The sequence below is a fragment of the Negadavirga shengliensis genome, assembly GCF_042652345.1.
Lineage (GTDB): Bacteria > Bacteroidota > Bacteroidia > Cytophagales > Cyclobacteriaceae > Negadavirga > Negadavirga shengliensis.
Map to the genome: position 1 here is coordinate 351,580 of NZ_JBHSJJ010000004.1, position 14,546 is coordinate 366,125.

At 43.7% G+C, this 14,546-nt stretch carries 15 protein-coding genes; 8 read left to right on the plus strand and 7 right to left on the minus strand.

Translation table 11 applies throughout. The annotated features are described in order from the left end of the window. Window positions 1-140: 140 nt before the first annotated feature. The 5 genes from ACFPFU_RS09150 to ACFPFU_RS09170 all read left to right on the plus strand — a co-directional run bounded on the left by ACFPFU_RS09150 (window position 141) and on the right by ACFPFU_RS09170 (window position 4,957). The gene (locus ACFPFU_RS09150) at window positions 141-1,166 is read left to right on the plus strand and encodes a zinc-binding dehydrogenase (protein ID WP_377063715.1); all 1,026 of its coding nucleotides are present in this window, start codon (window positions 141-143) and stop codon (window positions 1,164-1,166) included. Then, a complete protein-coding gene (locus ACFPFU_RS09155) occupies window positions 1,166-1,957 on the plus strand; it encodes an SDR family NAD(P)-dependent oxidoreductase (RefSeq protein ID WP_377064046.1) in 792 nt (263 codons plus the stop codon). The genes ACFPFU_RS09150 and ACFPFU_RS09155 overlap by 1 nt, the downstream gene beginning before the upstream one ends. Window positions 1,958-1,997: 40 nt before the next feature. Beyond that, complete coding sequence (locus ACFPFU_RS09160; protein WP_377063717.1) at window positions 1,998-2,888, plus strand: sugar phosphate isomerase/epimerase family protein; 891 nt, start codon at window positions 1,998-2,000, stop codon at window positions 2,886-2,888. A gap of 104 nt (window positions 2,889-2,992) precedes the next feature. Then, window positions 2,993-3,865: an SMP-30/gluconolactonase/LRE family protein gene (locus tag ACFPFU_RS09165; RefSeq protein ID WP_377063719.1), complete on the plus strand. Its 873-nt coding sequence runs from the start codon at window positions 2,993-2,995 to the stop codon at window positions 3,863-3,865. A 192-nt stretch (window positions 3,866-4,057) separates the two neighbouring features. After that, window positions 4,058-4,957: a YihY/virulence factor BrkB family protein gene (locus tag ACFPFU_RS09170; RefSeq protein WP_377063720.1), complete on the plus strand. Its 900-nt coding sequence runs from the start codon at window positions 4,058-4,060 to the stop codon at window positions 4,955-4,957. Window positions 4,958-4,978: 21 nt separating this feature from the next. Here ACFPFU_RS09170 and ACFPFU_RS09175 read toward each other — a convergent pair whose 3' ends face one another. The 4 genes from ACFPFU_RS09175 to tyrS all read right to left on the minus strand — a co-directional run bounded on the left by ACFPFU_RS09175 (window position 4,979) and on the right by tyrS (window position 8,487). Then, window positions 4,979-5,746 (minus strand): SDR family NAD(P)-dependent oxidoreductase, encoded by a 768-nt coding sequence (locus tag ACFPFU_RS09175; RefSeq protein WP_377063722.1) that lies wholly within the window; start codon window positions 5,744-5,746, stop codon window positions 4,979-4,981. 204 nt (window positions 5,747-5,950) lie between these two features. Further along, a complete protein-coding gene (locus ACFPFU_RS09180) occupies window positions 5,951-6,187 on the minus strand; it encodes a hypothetical protein (RefSeq protein WP_377063724.1) in 237 nt (78 codons plus the stop codon). 237 nt (window positions 6,188-6,424) lie between these two features. Continuing rightward, window positions 6,425-7,129: a TetR/AcrR family transcriptional regulator gene (locus ACFPFU_RS09185; protein ID WP_377063726.1), complete on the minus strand. Its 705-nt coding sequence runs from the start codon at window positions 7,127-7,129 to the stop codon at window positions 6,425-6,427. Between the two features lie 68 nt (window positions 7,130-7,197). Continuing rightward, complete coding sequence (gene tyrS, locus ACFPFU_RS09190; RefSeq protein WP_377063728.1) at window positions 7,198-8,487, minus strand: tyrosine--tRNA ligase; 1,290 nt, start codon at window positions 8,485-8,487, stop codon at window positions 7,198-7,200. 227 nt (window positions 8,488-8,714) lie between these two features. Between tyrS and ACFPFU_RS09195 the strand changes: the two genes are divergently transcribed. The 3 genes from ACFPFU_RS09195 (at window position 8,715) to ACFPFU_RS09205 (ending at window position 12,217) form a co-directional block, all read left to right on the plus strand. Beyond that, window positions 8,715-9,404: a response regulator transcription factor gene (locus ACFPFU_RS09195; RefSeq protein ID WP_377063730.1), complete on the plus strand. Its 690-nt coding sequence runs from the start codon at window positions 8,715-8,717 to the stop codon at window positions 9,402-9,404. A gap of 53 nt (window positions 9,405-9,457) precedes the next feature. After that, the gene (locus tag ACFPFU_RS09200; protein ID WP_377063732.1) at window positions 9,458-10,828 is read left to right on the plus strand and encodes a sensor histidine kinase; all 1,371 of its coding nucleotides are present in this window, start codon (window positions 9,458-9,460) and stop codon (window positions 10,826-10,828) included. Between the two features lie 66 nt (window positions 10,829-10,894). Beyond that, window positions 10,895-12,217: a hypothetical protein gene (locus tag ACFPFU_RS09205; protein ID WP_377063734.1), complete on the plus strand. Its 1,323-nt coding sequence runs from the start codon at window positions 10,895-10,897 to the stop codon at window positions 12,215-12,217. Here ACFPFU_RS09205 and ACFPFU_RS09210 read toward each other — a convergent pair. From ACFPFU_RS09210 to pxpA, 3 genes are read right to left on the minus strand one after another with little or no spacing between them, the layout of a single operon-like run. Further along, entirely contained in the window at window positions 12,200-13,063 is an 864-nt protein-coding gene (locus ACFPFU_RS09210; RefSeq protein WP_377063736.1) for a 5-oxoprolinase subunit C family protein, read from the minus strand. The two genes, ACFPFU_RS09205 and ACFPFU_RS09210, sit on opposite strands and share 18 nt — an antisense overlap. Then, the gene (locus tag ACFPFU_RS09215; protein WP_377063738.1) at window positions 13,056-13,775 is read right to left on the minus strand and encodes a 5-oxoprolinase subunit B family protein; all 720 of its coding nucleotides are present in this window, start codon (window positions 13,773-13,775) and stop codon (window positions 13,056-13,058) included. The genes ACFPFU_RS09210 and ACFPFU_RS09215 overlap by 8 nt, the downstream gene beginning before the upstream one ends. Continuing rightward, window positions 13,772-14,512, minus strand: a complete 741-nt coding sequence (gene pxpA / locus ACFPFU_RS09220; RefSeq protein ID WP_377063740.1) for a 5-oxoprolinase subunit PxpA — start codon at window positions 14,510-14,512, stop codon at window positions 13,772-13,774. The genes ACFPFU_RS09215 and pxpA overlap by 4 nt, the downstream gene beginning before the upstream one ends. Window positions 14,513-14,546: the final 34 nt, after the last annotated feature.

A 14,546-nucleotide genomic window follows, 5' to 3' on the forward strand; every position in this document is an offset into this window, starting at 1 on the left:
TTCAACAAAATATATAATGAAATCGAGCATGACGCAAGCGGCCCACGGAGGGATGATTATCATCATGCGAGATTCCATGCCTGCATGCTGAAGTGCATTACGGCCCGCAAGCATGACCGCTAAAAATCAATTATAAACACATGAAATCTGCTGCTGTAGTGAATTACGCGGAAGCCAAAGGCTCCGTAGAAATAAGGGAAATCGAAAAGCCGGAAATTGGGGAGGGCGAGGTATTGTTGGAGGTGGAAAACGTGGGGGTATGTGGAAGCGATCTCCATCAATGGACATCGGATCATAGCTGGCCCGTTAATTACCCGGTGGTATTGGGACATGAATTCGGTGGAAAGATTGCGGAGATTGGTCCTGGAGTTCAGGGATGGAAGACAGGAGACAGGGTGGTCAGCGAAACGGCTGCCGTTATTGACCCACTGAATCCCATGAGCAGGGTTGGGCTGTATAATCTTGATCCTACCAGAAAAGGTTTTGGTTATGGGGTTAACGGCGCCATGACCCGCTATGTAAGGGTGCCGGCCCGCTGTTTGCACCATGTGCCTGACCATGTGCCTTTTGAAGAGGCGTGCCTCACCGAGCCCTGCTGTGTGGCATACAATGCCGTAATTATGAACTCCACTATCAGACCCGGTGACAGGGTGGTTGTGATCGGACCCGGAACCATTGGGATTTTATGTGCGGTGATGGCCAGGTTGAACGGTGCCCATGTGGCTGTATTGGGGCTGGAGGCGGACCGCGGAAGACTGGAACTTGTAAAACAATACGGCTGTGAAGGTTTGATAGGAAGTGCGGACGAATGGGCAAGAGCAGGTGATGGCATGGGCGCAGACCTCGTGGTAGATGCCGCCGGAACCAGCGCCACCTTGCAGATAGCCATGGCACTGGTGCGGCCAAATGGCCAAATAACCAAAGTAGGCTGGGGACCTCAGCCTTGTAACTTTACATTGGATCCCATTGTACAGAAGAATGTAAGGTTGCAGGGTAGCTTCAGTCACAACTGGCCTATATGGGAGAAAGTAATCAGCATGATGGGCTCGGGAATGCTGGATGTTAAACCCATCATCGGAGGGGTATGGCCCATTACTTCCTGGTTGGAAGCTTTTGAAAAGATGCATCATGGGGAAGTGGTAAAAAGTGTATTAAAACCGGTATGATGAGGCTAAAAGACAAAGTGATTGTGATAACCGGGAGCACCACCGGCATCGGTAAGGCCATTGCCCAGCGATGTGTCAAAGAAGGCGCCAAGGTTGTGGTTCACGGTCTTGAAGAAGCATGGGGTCAAGAAGTGCTTCGGGAGTTGGGGGAGGATAACGCTGCCCTGCACATAGAGGATCTGACCCAGGACGGTTGTGCGGAGAGACTTGTAAAAACAGCGCTGAACCGCTTCGGTAAACTGGATGCCTTGGTCAACAATGCCGCATGGGTAGTCACTTCAAGCATTGATGATACGGATAAGACTTTTTTACAAAAGGTACTTGAAATCAATACCATTGCCCCCTTATTGTTGATCAAAGCGGCTCTTCCGGAGCTGGAAAAAACAGGTGGCGGTGTTTTGAACATAGGTTCTGTGAATGCCTGGAGCGGAGAGCCGCAATTGTTGGCTTACAGCATCTCGAAAGGCGGGCTGATGACCATGACCAGAAACCTGGGGGACAGCCTGTTCAGGGATTATGGCGTAAAGGTCAACCAGATCAATCCTGGCTGGGTACTGACGGAAACCGAAATCCAGCGAAAAAAAGACCAAGGGCTGTCTGATGCTTGGTATGAAAGCATACCTGCCATGTACGCCCCGGCAGGAAGGATCATTTGGCCCAAGGAAATAGCGGCTGCGGCCGTATTTTGGCTTTCCGATGAATCCGGTCCTGTGAGTGGCCAGGTGATGGAACTGGAGCAATATCCCATGATAGGCAGAAACGCGCCTAAAGATACCAGCACGATTAAGTAGATGATAATGATTATTTTCCAAAATTTTTAACAACAACTATATGCCTAAATTAGCCGCATTTCCCAAAGCTTTTATGCAGGCGCTCTGCAAAGACGGCAGCATGAAAGTGGAGGAGTGGATCCGACTTGCCGGTAACCTGGATATCGAAGGACTTGAATGGTATGCCGGATTCCTTGAAATGGAAGACAAAAACAACTGGGACAGGTTCAGGAAGATGGTAGAGGATACAGGTAAAGAGATTCCCATGATGTGCTGTTCCCCGGATTTTACACATCCTGAGCAAGCTTTTCGGAATAAGGAAATTGAGAAACAAAAGCATTGGATAGACATGACCCATGCCCTGGGCGGAAAGTATTGCCGCGTGCTGAGTGGCCAGAAACGCCCTGAATTAGGTATAGACGAAGGGGTAAAATTGGCAGCCGATTCCATTATGGCCTGTATTCCTTATGCAGAAGAAAGAGGCATCACGCTGATTCTTGAAAACCACTATAAGGATGATTTTTGGGAATATCCTGAATTTGCCCAAAAGATGGATGTTTTCTGTAAACTGGTAGACAGTATCGAACACCCTAATTTCGGAGTGAACTATGATCCCAGCAATACCTTTTTAGCGGGAGAAGATCCTTTGGAATTGTTAAAAAAAGTGTCCTCCAGGGTGGTTACCATGCATGCCAGTGACCGTTATTTAAAATACGGCACCATAGAGGACCTTCGAAAAGAGGAGGGAGGAGCTGTAGGCTATGCCAAAATACTTAGTCATGGAGAGATCGGGAAAGGCTTAAATGATTACGATGCCATTTTTACAGAACTGAAAAACGTAGGCTTTGATAGCTGGATCAGCATAGAGGACGGCGTAGACGGTATGGACCAGTTGGAAAGAAGTATCGCCTATTTAAGGGGAAAATTGGCTAAGTATTGGCCTTCCCATTAATTAATTCCAAAGACCAAAGCCCAGTTGAAGACCGGGGCGCATGCTTTGGCATTCACACTGGTTTTTTTTATTTTGAATTTTCTTTCATTCCAAAACATATATACATGGAAGCTTCATTATTATATCCTTCAAAATGTATTTTGGCCGAAGGACCATATTGGCATGCTAAATGGAACAGTTTTTTGTGGGTGGACATTGAGAAAGGAACTTTGTATCGTTACGACTGGGCAAAAAAGAAGGTCAAAACTTGGGATTTCCCGCACCGTCTTAGCTTGGTTTTGGAAGGAAAAGGAGACGGACTCATTTTAGCATTGGACGCAAGGTTGGCGCGGTTTGACCCTGACACGGAAAACTTAACGTGGTTGGTGGATATTGAAACGGAAAAACCTTTAAACAGGTGCAATGACGGTGCTTGTGATGCGTCAGGAAGACTTTGGGTGGGAACCATGAGTACCCAATTTGATAAAAATGCCGGGGCTTTATATTGTGTGGATACTGATTTTACCCTCACTAAAAAAGTGGCATCCGTAACCATTTCAAATGGTATCGCATGGTCATTGGATCATAAGACCATGTACTATATCGATACACCTACCAAAAGTGTACAGGCTTTTGGGTATGAGGTAAAAACCGGGGATATTTCATATATTAAAGAAGCCATCACTATCCCTGAAGGAATGGGATCTCCGGATGGTATGTGTCTGGATGAGAAGGGTCATTTGTGGATTGCCCATTATGGCGGATCAGGTGTCTATTGCTGGGATCCTGGTTCCGGCAAGTTGTTGGATAAAATTGAAGTTCCCGCACCCCATGTTACTTCCTGTGCTTTTGGCGGGTCTGAGGGGAACCAATTGTTGATTACCACTGCAAGGGAAAACATGATAGATGCGCAGTTGGAAGAGTTTCCCGACAGTGGTTCTGTTTTTGCTGTTCCCATGCCGGTTAAAGGAAGCCCGGTTTACGGTTGTGCATTTTGATACTTTTTTATAGGATTGTTCAGGGGTATTGGAGTCAGTTTTAGCTTATTTTTTATTGCGTTTTTTTATTTTTGAGAATTTCGGCATATTTGGGAATGATAAATGGTAAATATTGAATTTGCCCATCTCATTTTTACTATGATACGGAAGAAAATCAATAAACTTAAAAATTATACTGTTTTTCAAATATTAATGGACAGTGTAAAGGATTTTGGCAGGAGTGATTCCATGACTTTTGCAGCTTCCACCGCTTTTTATACCATTTTTAGCCTCCCGGCTTTTTTAATAATTGTGATGAATATAGCTGCCGCATTCTATAGCGAAAACACCGTAAGGGAGGAATTACTGGTTCAGGCAAGTGAATTAATAGGGGAGGACAGCGCCAAAACTTTGGATGACATTATGCGGAATGTGTCCATCGATGCCCGGGCTACCATTGCCAAAGTGATAGGGATAGGCGTGTTGATTTTCAGCGCTACCACCGTCTTTGTGAGTCTTCAAAACAGCATCAATCATATCTGGCATATCAAACCCAAGCCGGAAAAAGGATTGATTAAGTTTGGCATAAACAGGTTGTTGAGTTTCTCGATGGTAGCTTCTATTGGCTTTTTATTGTTGGTTTCGCTTTTAGCAGATGCTTTTATCATGATTATGCTCAATTATTTCTCCGACCTGTTTGAGGGAAACACGCTGTACTTCGCCTCTGTTATCAATTTCTTTTTTACCCAGGCATTGTTGGTTTTGATTTTTGGGCTAATGTATAAAATTCTTCCCGATGCCAAAGTAAAATGGAAAGATGTGTGGTTAGGGGCTTTTGTGACGATGGTTTTGTTTGCATTGGGTAAATACCTCATCGGGATCTATATGGGAAATGCTGATGTCGGCACTTATTATGGTACTGCGGGTTCATTGGTCATCGTGTTGGTATGGGTATATTATTCTGTTGTGATTTTTCTCTTTGGCGCACAGGTCACTTATTTTATTGCGGAAAAGGTCGGCGGAAGCGTAATCCCATTGAAACAGGCCGTTAAAGTAGAAGTGGTAGAAGTGGAAATGGAGGAAGATGGCCGCAAGAAAGAAACCAGGATCTAAACAAGTTGATTTGAAATGAAATCAAACCGCAAAACCGCCATCGGACGTGAATACAGCTCCTGTAGTATAGCTGGAAGCTTTGGAGGCCAAAAAGAGGGCCATGGCTCCTATTTCACCCTCTTCTCCGATCCGTTTTAAAGGAAGATCAGATAAAAATTTTTCTTTGATTTTTTCATTGGACCACAGGGCTTCGCTGAACCGGGTCTTGATAAGTCCCGGGCAGATTGCATTTACCCGGATGCTGTATTCCCCCCATTCTTTGGCGAACACTTTGGTAAGGGAAAGCAGCGCTGATTTGCTGACGCTGTACAGTCCAAGACCGCGTTCCGGTGAGATGGCCCCTATCGAACTGATATTGATGATGGAAGCGTTTGAAGATTGGCGAAGGTACGGAAAACTCAGTTTGGATAACTCATAGGGCGCTTTCAGATTTACATCCAAAATTTTATCAAATGCTCCCATATCTGTTTCCTGTATCGGCCCGAAAACAGGACTTGCAGCTGCATTGTTAACCAGAATATCGATTTGTCCGTATTTTTCAACGGTCTGCTTAACCAACACCTGCCTTTCCTCCTGATATCCTATATTACAGGCCACACCTGCCACCTCGTAACCTTTGTCCCGGAGTTTGTTGGCCGCTTCCATCAAATAATCCTCTTTCCTGCCGTTGATCACTACCTTGGCTCCTGCTGCTGCGAAAAAATGCGCAATTGAAAAACCTATACCTCTGCTGGCCCCGGTGATAATGGCCACTTTATCTTGAAGTGAAAATAAAGAACTTAAATCCATGCTTTTGTAAAATGGTTAAATGTGGTTTAATTGTTGGCGATTTAATTTGATACTAATTTATATTTTTATACGGTATAACGGCGACAACCTGGCAAATAATTTAAAAAATATTCCTACAGCGGCATTCCAGTATACAATATAGAAAAAGGCCCCGGAATCAAATCCCAAGGCCTTCCATTTCGATCCGCTCAACAATTCACTCCACTACCTGATTTCTTTGTTTTCATCACTTTCTTCACGTGGATGTTTTTCAGGATTGTCCGTATGCTCACCGCCGGTGGCGGGATCAAATTCCGATACTTCTTTTTTTAGGACCTCTTCGGCCGAAACCTCCTGAGATACACTGACTTTATCTTTCTTTTTGTTAAAAATTTTTTTGAATAGAAGAAGCAGGGCAATGGCAATACCGACAATGATTAACGCGCCTATGATAAGATCCATGATGTCAATGTTTTATGTTGAACAAAAATTCAGCTTTTTAGCTTAGTGCAATAAAAATGCCTGAAATGGTATACAAAGGATTTTTTATGCCAATTTGGCCGGCTTCCCGCGAAAACCCACACCGAAAACGCTGTAGCATTTGGCCATAATGTCCAAGGGCCTCAACTTTGGGTACTTTACTCACACCCCGTTATACCGGGTTAGTTTTCGGATTTTATTCTTATAGAGGGAAGGCTTCTAAAATAATTTCCCCTGCACAGGTTGGTACCTGACGTTTTGTTGGGAGCCTTTAAGGATTTCAAAAAACAATTTCAGGAACCCGTTTTTCCAGCTTTCAGCACTTATTTTGATGTCCTTAGGTTCATAGTGGACAGTACCTTGCAGCCAACAATTGCCGATGAGCATACTCCAGAGCGTATAAAATGTAGCTTCTGCCTGTAGATCGGGACGCATACTCCCATCCTTTATCCCCTGGGAAATTATTTTGATGCCTATTTTGGCCACGTCGTGGTGGCTGTCCAAAAGCTTTTTAAAATATTGGCTTTCCAGTACCAACCCATTCATGTTTTTCCTTTCACTTTCGTCATTATAGGGTTCCAACATCCCCAAAAAATAAAGTATGGCCTCATGGTATACCTTTTTATCTTTGGTGAATGATAAAAAAGCTTCCACCAGATCTGCGATAATTTCAATTCCTTTTTTGTCTTTGTTTTTGTTGTAGGCCTTATTAAACAGGTCCTTTAGTTCTTCAAAGCCTTTTTTGGCAACAGCCATGTACAGATCTTCCTTACTTTTAAAATAAAAATAGACCAGGCCTTTGCTGATTTTCGCTTGTTTGGCTACGTCTTCTACCTTCGTGTAATGAAAGCCTTTTCCGCCGAAAAGCTTAACAGCAGCTTCCAGTATTTTTTTTTCTTTTTGTTGTCGTTCGTAGACTCCCATATACTGATCAAACGCGAAAGAGAGGTTGGTTGAAGGGACAGGGGCTGATTATTGTTCCAGCCCCTGCTTTATTTTATTCTAACAATATAATAATTCTTTTTGCCTTTTTGGATCAAGAGGTACCTGTTTTGTAGCAAAGGGAAGTCCAAGGCCGATTGTGGATCACTGATTTTTATTTTGTTGATGCCCACACCCCCGCCTATAACCATTTTCCTGGCTTCACCTTTGGAAGGAAAGATTTTATGATCGTAATCAAGGAGGTCCAAAACATTATCAAGCTTCTTAAAATCGGAATGTTCCATCTCGATCACAGGTACACCATCAAAGACCTGAAGAAAAGTTCTCTCATCCAGAGAGGAGAGGTCCTCGAGGGAAGATTTTCCAAAAAGGATAGAAGAGGCCTTTTCGGCTATTTCATAATCAGCCTCACTGTGCACCAAAATGGTGATCTCTTTGGCGATTTCTTTTTGAAGGACCCTGAGGTGGGGAGCGTCCTGGTGCGATTTTTCCAGTTCCTCTATGGTGTTTCTGTCTAGTGTGGTAAAGATACGGATGTACTTGGAAGCGTCTTCGTCCGATACATTAAGCCAAAACTGGTAGAAAGCATAAGGAGAGGTTTTTTCGGGGTCAAGCCAGACGCTTCCGCTCTCTGTTTTCCCGAATTTGCTGCCATCCGCTTTTGTGATCAGGGGTACGGTCAGGGCGTGGGCTTCTCCATTTGCCATTTTACGGATCAGTTCGGTTCCCGTTACGATATTGCCCCATTGGTCAGACCCACCCAGCTGTATGCTACAGTCGCTGTTTTTCCATAAGTGATAAAAATCGTATCCCTGTATGAGTTGGTAAGAAAACTCTGTGAACGAGAGGCCGCTGCCTTCTTCCAGCCTTCTTTTAACCGAGTCCTTTGCCATCATATAGTTGACAGTGATGTGCTTGCCCACATCCCTGATAAAATCAAGGAAGGAAAACTTCGCCATCCAATCGTAATTATTGACCAGTTCGGCTTTATTGGGTGAGTCTGCAGCAAAATCCAGGAATTTTTCCAGCTGATTTTTGATACAATTGATGTTTTTCTCCAGAGTAGCCCTGTCCAAAAGGTTTCTTTCGGCGGACTTAAAGGAAGGATCGCCGATCATGCCGGTGGCACCCCCAATCAGGGCAAAGGGTTTATGGCCGGCTCTTTGAAAATGCAGCAGCGTCATTACCCCTACCAGATGGCCTATATGAAGAGAGTCCGCAGTAGGGTCGAAACCTAGATAAGCGGCTTTAATGCCTTTATTGAGGTGTGCCTCCAATCCAGGTGTCATGTCTTGCAACATGCCCCGCCATCTAAGTTCGTCTATAAAATTATTTGTCATGATCAGGTTCTTTTCAATGAGTCCGCAAATATAAGTTTTCAAACAGAAGGAAGGAAAGAAAGCAGGGATAATGGTTAGGTTGTTGGGCATTTTTTTATGATTGCCGGAGGGAGAAAAGGGGACAATAAAGGTTTTTTTCTCCAAAAAAGCCCCCGAAACTTATTGCGGGCAGAAATCCTTAACTAAATTTAAATATTGTATGAAAGTTAATTGAATACCGGTAAACATTGAAGAAAATACTGCTTATAGAGGATGACCCCGTCTTGAACAGAAATATCAAGGAAGCACTGCTGGATGAAGGATGCATGGTGGAACCTGTGTATGACGGGCTTTTGGCGGAAAAAATGCTGAATAAAAACAATTATGACTGTGTGATTCTGGACATCAACCTTCCCGGTAAAAACGGCTATGATGTTTGCCGGGATTTCAGGAGATCAAACCAAGTGACTCCGGTCCTTATGCTCACCGCATTTGATGAGCTGGATGACAAAGTGAAGGGTTATGAATGTGGAGCGGATGATTACCTTACCAAACCTTTTTATATGAAGGAGTTGATCCTTAAAATCAAATCCCTCATGAAGAGGACGGAAGCCCAAAACCAGACGGGACCTGTCCAGGATCTTATGGTGGTGTCAGATATTACCGTTCGGCTTTCAAAAAAAGAAGTCAGCAGACAGGGAAAGGAAATATCTCTTACCCCCAGGGAATACCAGATTCTTTTGCGTCTGTTAATGGCTGACGGGGAATTGGTAACCAAGCGTGAACTGATCAAGGAGATATGGGGTAAATATATCGACACCAATACCAATACGGTAGAAGTATACATCAACTTTCTCCGCAACAAAATCGACAAACCCTTCGGTAAGGGATCCATTAAAACAAAAATAGGATATGGTTATTATTTTGAGGACAGCTGACCCATTGCCGTTTCCCGTTAGAAAGGATTAGGAGATACGTTTTATTGGGTTACATGAGTATTAGAAAAAAAATATTGATTTATTTTTCCGCCACAGTCATCCTGTTGACGGGTTTGTCCCTCGTATTTATTTACACGCTTTTTGCGGAGTACCGCGAAGAGGAATTTCAGCAGCGTCAGAAAGAAAAAATCACAACGACTTTTAATTTCCTGACTGAAACACAAAGAATGGACAGTGATATCCTGCAATCCCTTGAAGAGGTAACCATACAGAAAATCTATGATGAAAAGCTTCTTATATTTGATGGCGACAAACAGTTGATCTATGAAAGCATCGATGATACGGAAATAGACAATCCAGAAGAAATCCTCAAGATGTTGTCCTCCGAAAACAATTGGATAGAAACAAAGGACGGATTGTATGATGTAGTAGGGATCTATTTCCAGTCTGAGAGGAAATCCTACTATGGCATCAGTAAAGCTTATGATGCTTTTGGGTACACAAAGTTGGACTTTCTCCGGAAAGTTCTCGTTTTCACATTTTTATTGATAACTGTGATTGTCATTTTTGTTTCAATTTACCTTTCGCGAAAGATTTCCAAACCCATAATGGAAATTACCCGGAAAATCAGGAATTATAACTTCGAAAGCGAAAACAGCCCTATTGAAATTGAGGAGTCTGAAAATGAAATAGGAATTCTCGCAAGCAGGTTCAATGAACTGATGAAACGGATGAAAGAGGCTTTTTCCTTCCAGAAACACGCCATCCACCACATTTCCCATGAGCTGAAGACCCCGATTTCGGTGCTGGTATCCAATTTTGAGAAAATTGAAAATGAAACTGATTTTGATACCGTTAAAAAGCATATCGCCAATCAAAAAGAAGACACCAAAAGCCTGAGTGAAATCATCAATGCCCTGCTTGAAATCTCCAAAGCCGAAACCGGAAGCCAGGTTCTGAAAGACCGTATCAGGATGGACGAACTGATATTTGATATCGCAGATGAATTGCAGGCCATCGCGCCGGATTTTAATTTTTTTATAAGTTACGCTCATATAGAGGACGACGAAAGTAACCTGACCATCTCCGGAAACCAAAGATTGATGAGATCGGCCGTTACCAATCTGATGATGAACTGCATACTTTACAGTGAGGAGAAAAACGCAACAATCAATATCCGTTCGCTGGCGGGCAAAATCCAGGTGGAATTCATCAACAGAGGCGAAACCATAAGTGACAAAGAAGAACAGTACCTTTTCCAACATTTTTTCAGGGGAACAAACAGCAAGGGTAAAAAAGGCTTTGGCCTGGGCTTGATTTTTATTTATAAAATCATGCAGATTCATCAAGGGGACATCTGCTACAAAAAGAAGGGGAAGGACACCAATATTTTTAGCATTTCGGTTCCTTTAAGCGGATTTTAATCCTCTTTAAGCCTTTTTTAAGGTCGTATTAAGCAGTTTTGAAACTGATTTCAAAACTAAAATGCGGTGAAAAGTATCTTTTTAATTATTGTTATTTCATTGATAGGTCTGGAGTATGCCCAGTCCCAGTCAGATACCTTATTTGTAGAAAAAAGGAAAAGATTAATCGACTCCCTTACCTATGAGACGCAGACAGGACTTCCCATTGCTGCTTCCAAAATCTATTTTACCGATTCTAAATTTACCTTTTCGGGCTTTGGTGAAACCAATTTTGTCAACTACCGGGGACCCAAAAATGTGGAAAGCAACGACGTGGAGCTCTACTATACCAACCTTCAACGGCTTGTTGCCTATGCTGCGTGGAAGCCAAAAAAATGGTTGGTCCTGTATGGTGAGTTCTTCGCTGAATTTCTGAATGACGGCAACAATGAGAGTCACTTTGAATACCTTCCGGAACTTTTTGTGGACTTTTTAATTGATGAAAAGTTCAATGTCCGTGTGGGCACACACCAACCCGGAATAGGGTTCATCAATAACAATGATGAGCCCATCATGTTTTTCACGGTCAACAGGCCTGAAGTGGAAAGGCTCATCATCCCCTCCCAGTGGATAGATCTGGGAATTATGACTTATGGAAAAATCAGCGACGATCTAAAATGGAACCTCTCCCTCTATCAGGGACTGGACGCCAACAACCTGAATGGCAGCACATGGCTTCGTAGAGGAAGGGATGAAGCGCTTCGTTTCAATTTTAGTTCTTATGTGTTGAATTCCAAATTCGTTTACACCGGGATGAAGGATACCGAAATCTCAGCCAGCGGGATCTGGACAAGATTGGGCGACAGCCAGCAAATCAATACCAACGACGGACTTGAAAGGGTACGGGCCAGCACCTTGCTGTTGAGTTCATATGTCAGACATGTTTACCGTGATTGGACCTTTATGGTTTTGGGAACTTATGGTAGAATCAATGACACGGATAAGCTTTATGAATTGACAAGGTCCTCTGATTTGGGGCCGCAGGTGCTTGGTGAGCAGGTGTACGGTGTATATGGCGAGGTCAGTTATGATATTTTACCCGCTCTGGGTTGGAACAAGCCAGGACCGTCCCGCGACAAGGATAATTTGTTTATCCGCAGGAATGAATTCAAATTGCCTTTGTTTGTCAGAATGGAAAGGTTGAATACCCACGCCGGGGTTCATGATCAATTGGCACACCTGGCCCGGTCCCAGACAGACCTTACTACCTTGACCATGGGACTTAACTTTAATCCCCGCAGGAACATGGTGTTAAAGTCCAATTATCAAATCAGGTGGAATGACCGTCCCATGGAAAACGGCGAATATGAGGGCAACCGTTTCGAAATGGGCCTAGGTTTTATTTTCTGATACCAGTTTGAAACGGATTTTCTCGCCCGGTCGCTTTTGGGCCAGCACGGCTACCGCATATTCACTGAGTTGCAATATTCTGGGATATCCACCTGTGACCTGGGCATCGCGCATCAATACAATCATTTTCCCGGAGGGAGTCAACTGTACTGTACCGGGATAAACAGGACAGGAAAGTATTTCATCCAAGGTATGGGACAGCGTCTCTTCCAATTGAATGCCCATCCGGTTTTGGGTGGGGGAGACGGTGAAGCCGCCCCGAATGAGCCTTTTTCTTGAGGTTTCCGGTAACCGATCATAATCCGGTCCGGAATATACCTCAATGGTTTTCTCGTTAAGGTGAGCGGGGATCCCAAGTTTCAAATAGGTTTGGGAGATCTTGCTTTTTGAGCTTCTAAACCCTATTCGATCCTTTTTTTCAAACTTTTCCTTTAAAGTAATGCCTTTAAAAAAACTATGGCTTCCCATTACTTTTTCAGATTGAAGTTTTCCGTTAATAGCCAGATATAACCACTGGCCTTTTTTAAACGGACTGATTTTCACCGTATCCCCTTTTTTGATGTTCAGTAGACTTTGGGCCGGATAATCTTTTCCGGAAATGGTTATTTTTGTATCGGCACCACATATGGCCACCTGGCAAGTCGCTGTAAATTGCAATACTATCTCTCCGTTATACATTTCCAGAGCCGGGGAACCCGGTTGGGTTCTTGCCAGATGGTTGGCTAGGTCAAAGGAAACCCTGTCCATGGGACCTGCCAACGGGACGCCCATCCCCGTATGGCCAAACCTGCCCCTGTCCTGAACAGTAGTATAAAGTCCCGGTGATTGAATGATCAGCTTACCCATCTGGCTTATCTCTTTTTATCTTGAGGTCAGGATTTTCTTTAAGTTCGTCAAAAGTTTTTCGGTCAATGGGCTTAAACTGTATCAGGTCACCTGGGCTGAATCCAGGGAAGATGTTTTTCCGGGGGGCGAAAATCTCAACAGGGGTTTTTCCCAGGGCATACCAGCCTCCGGGGCTGTCAGCAGGATAAATCCCGGTTTGGGATCCTCCTATCGCGACAGTGCCTTTTGCGATGACCCGGCTGGGAACAGGTTTTCTGGGACAGAAGAGATTCTTGTCCAATCCCCCCAAATACATAAAGCCAGGCAGGAACCCGAAAAAATGAAGCAGGTATCTTTTGCCGCTGTGCATGGATACAAATTCGTTATATTCCAATTTTTTCTTTTTCAGATAAGTTTCCAGATCCGGTGCGAGCGCTTTATCATAACACACCGGAATTTCCCAACAGGTTCTTTGAGGGCTATCCGGTAATGTTAACTTCCCAAGTATATGTTTAATTTCATTGGTTATCTCCTTGATTTTTTGAGGTAGTTTAAAATGCAGGCCCAAGATGTGATAGCCGCCGGTAATTGATTGGAGTTTCCCCTTGTAATGTTTTTGTAGGGATCTTTTGCAGCAAACCATTTCCATTAAGATGTTTTCATCTGTTGTTGCAGGCCAGACAAGTTCTACGATGAGGGGTCCTGTATTGGTTATTTTGATTTTTTCAGTCATCCAATGGTGTAGTTTTTGTCTTTTAATGCCTTGAAAATGGCAGCAGCGGTAGCTACAGCCCCCGGATGGTCTCCGTGCACACATACCGTCTCGGCAAAAATTTCGATTTCTTCTCCATTTATTGTCTTTACTTTTCCTTTTTCAACCATATGCATCACATGTTGGGTGATCAGATCCGGATCAGAAAGAACAGCCCCGGCATGCTGTCTGGATACCAAGGAAAGATCAGAAAGGTAACTTCGGTCAGCAAAAACCTCGTGCTTTACACCCAATTTGTTTTTTATGGCGATGTCTGCCAATTTGGAACGGAAAGGGGCATATAGGATGCTTTTTTTAAAATTCCTCTTCACCAACTCAACGATTAGAGAAGCCACGTCATCATTTCTTGTGGCGGCATGGTACAAAGCCCCGTGAGGTTTGATATGATTCAATTCCTGCCCTTTGCTGAAAGCAATTTCCTGAGTAAGAAGAATCTGTTCCATCAAGGTTTCGGCCAATGCAGATGATGAAATGGGAAATGTAACCCGGCCAAAATTCTTTTTATCAGGATAGGAGGGATGGGCACCTATTTTTACGCCATATCGTATAGCCAGTTCAATGGTTTTTGCAACTGTTTTTTTGTTTCCTGCATGACCTCCACAGGCAATATTGGCACTGCTGATGTATGGCATGATAGCCTCATCATTTCCAATGCCTTCTCCCAGATCACAATTGATGTCTATTCTTCTTAAATTCATCTGCAGGTATCATCTCAAGAGCAAGCTTATTTTT

Excerpts from the sequence above, each read along its gene's own strand:
- ACFPFU_RS09175 (WP_377063722.1), bottom strand. The coding sequence starts at position 5,746 with ATGGATTTAAGTTCTTTATTTTCACTTCAAGATAAAGTGGCCATTATC.
- ACFPFU_RS09185 (WP_377063726.1), bottom strand. The coding sequence starts at position 7,129 with ATGGGAGTCTACGAACGACAACAAAAAGAAAAAAAAATACTGGAAGCT.
- pxpA (WP_377063740.1), bottom strand. The coding sequence starts at position 14,512 with ATGAATTTAAGAAGAATAGACATCAATTGTGATCTGGGAGAAGGCATT.
- ACFPFU_RS09170 (WP_377063720.1), top strand. The coding sequence starts at position 4,058 with ATGGACAGTGTAAAGGATTTTGGCAGGAGTGATTCCATGACTTTTGCA.
- ACFPFU_RS09150 (WP_377063715.1), top strand. The coding sequence starts at position 141 with ATGAAATCTGCTGCTGTAGTGAATTACGCGGAAGCCAAAGGCTCCGTA.
- tyrS (WP_377063728.1), bottom strand. The coding sequence starts at position 8,487 with ATGACAAATAATTTTATAGACGAACTTAGATGGCGGGGCATGTTGCAA.
- ACFPFU_RS09160 (WP_377063717.1), top strand. The coding sequence starts at position 1,998 with ATGCCTAAATTAGCCGCATTTCCCAAAGCTTTTATGCAGGCGCTCTGC.
- ACFPFU_RS09200 (WP_377063732.1), top strand. The coding sequence starts at position 9,458 with ATGAGTATTAGAAAAAAAATATTGATTTATTTTTCCGCCACAGTCATC.
- ACFPFU_RS09165 (WP_377063719.1), top strand. The coding sequence starts at position 2,993 with ATGGAAGCTTCATTATTATATCCTTCAAAATGTATTTTGGCCGAAGGA.
- ACFPFU_RS09215 (WP_377063738.1), bottom strand. The coding sequence starts at position 13,775 with ATGACTGAAAAAATCAAAATAACCAATACAGGACCCCTCATCGTAGAA.
- ACFPFU_RS09155 (WP_377064046.1), top strand. The coding sequence starts at position 1,166 with ATGAGGCTAAAAGACAAAGTGATTGTGATAACCGGGAGCACCACCGGC.
- ACFPFU_RS09210 (WP_377063736.1), bottom strand. The coding sequence starts at position 13,063 with ATGGGTAAGCTGATCATTCAATCACCGGGACTTTATACTACTGTTCAG.
- ACFPFU_RS09180 (WP_377063724.1), bottom strand. The coding sequence starts at position 6,187 with ATGGATCTTATCATAGGCGCGTTAATCATTGTCGGTATTGCCATTGCC.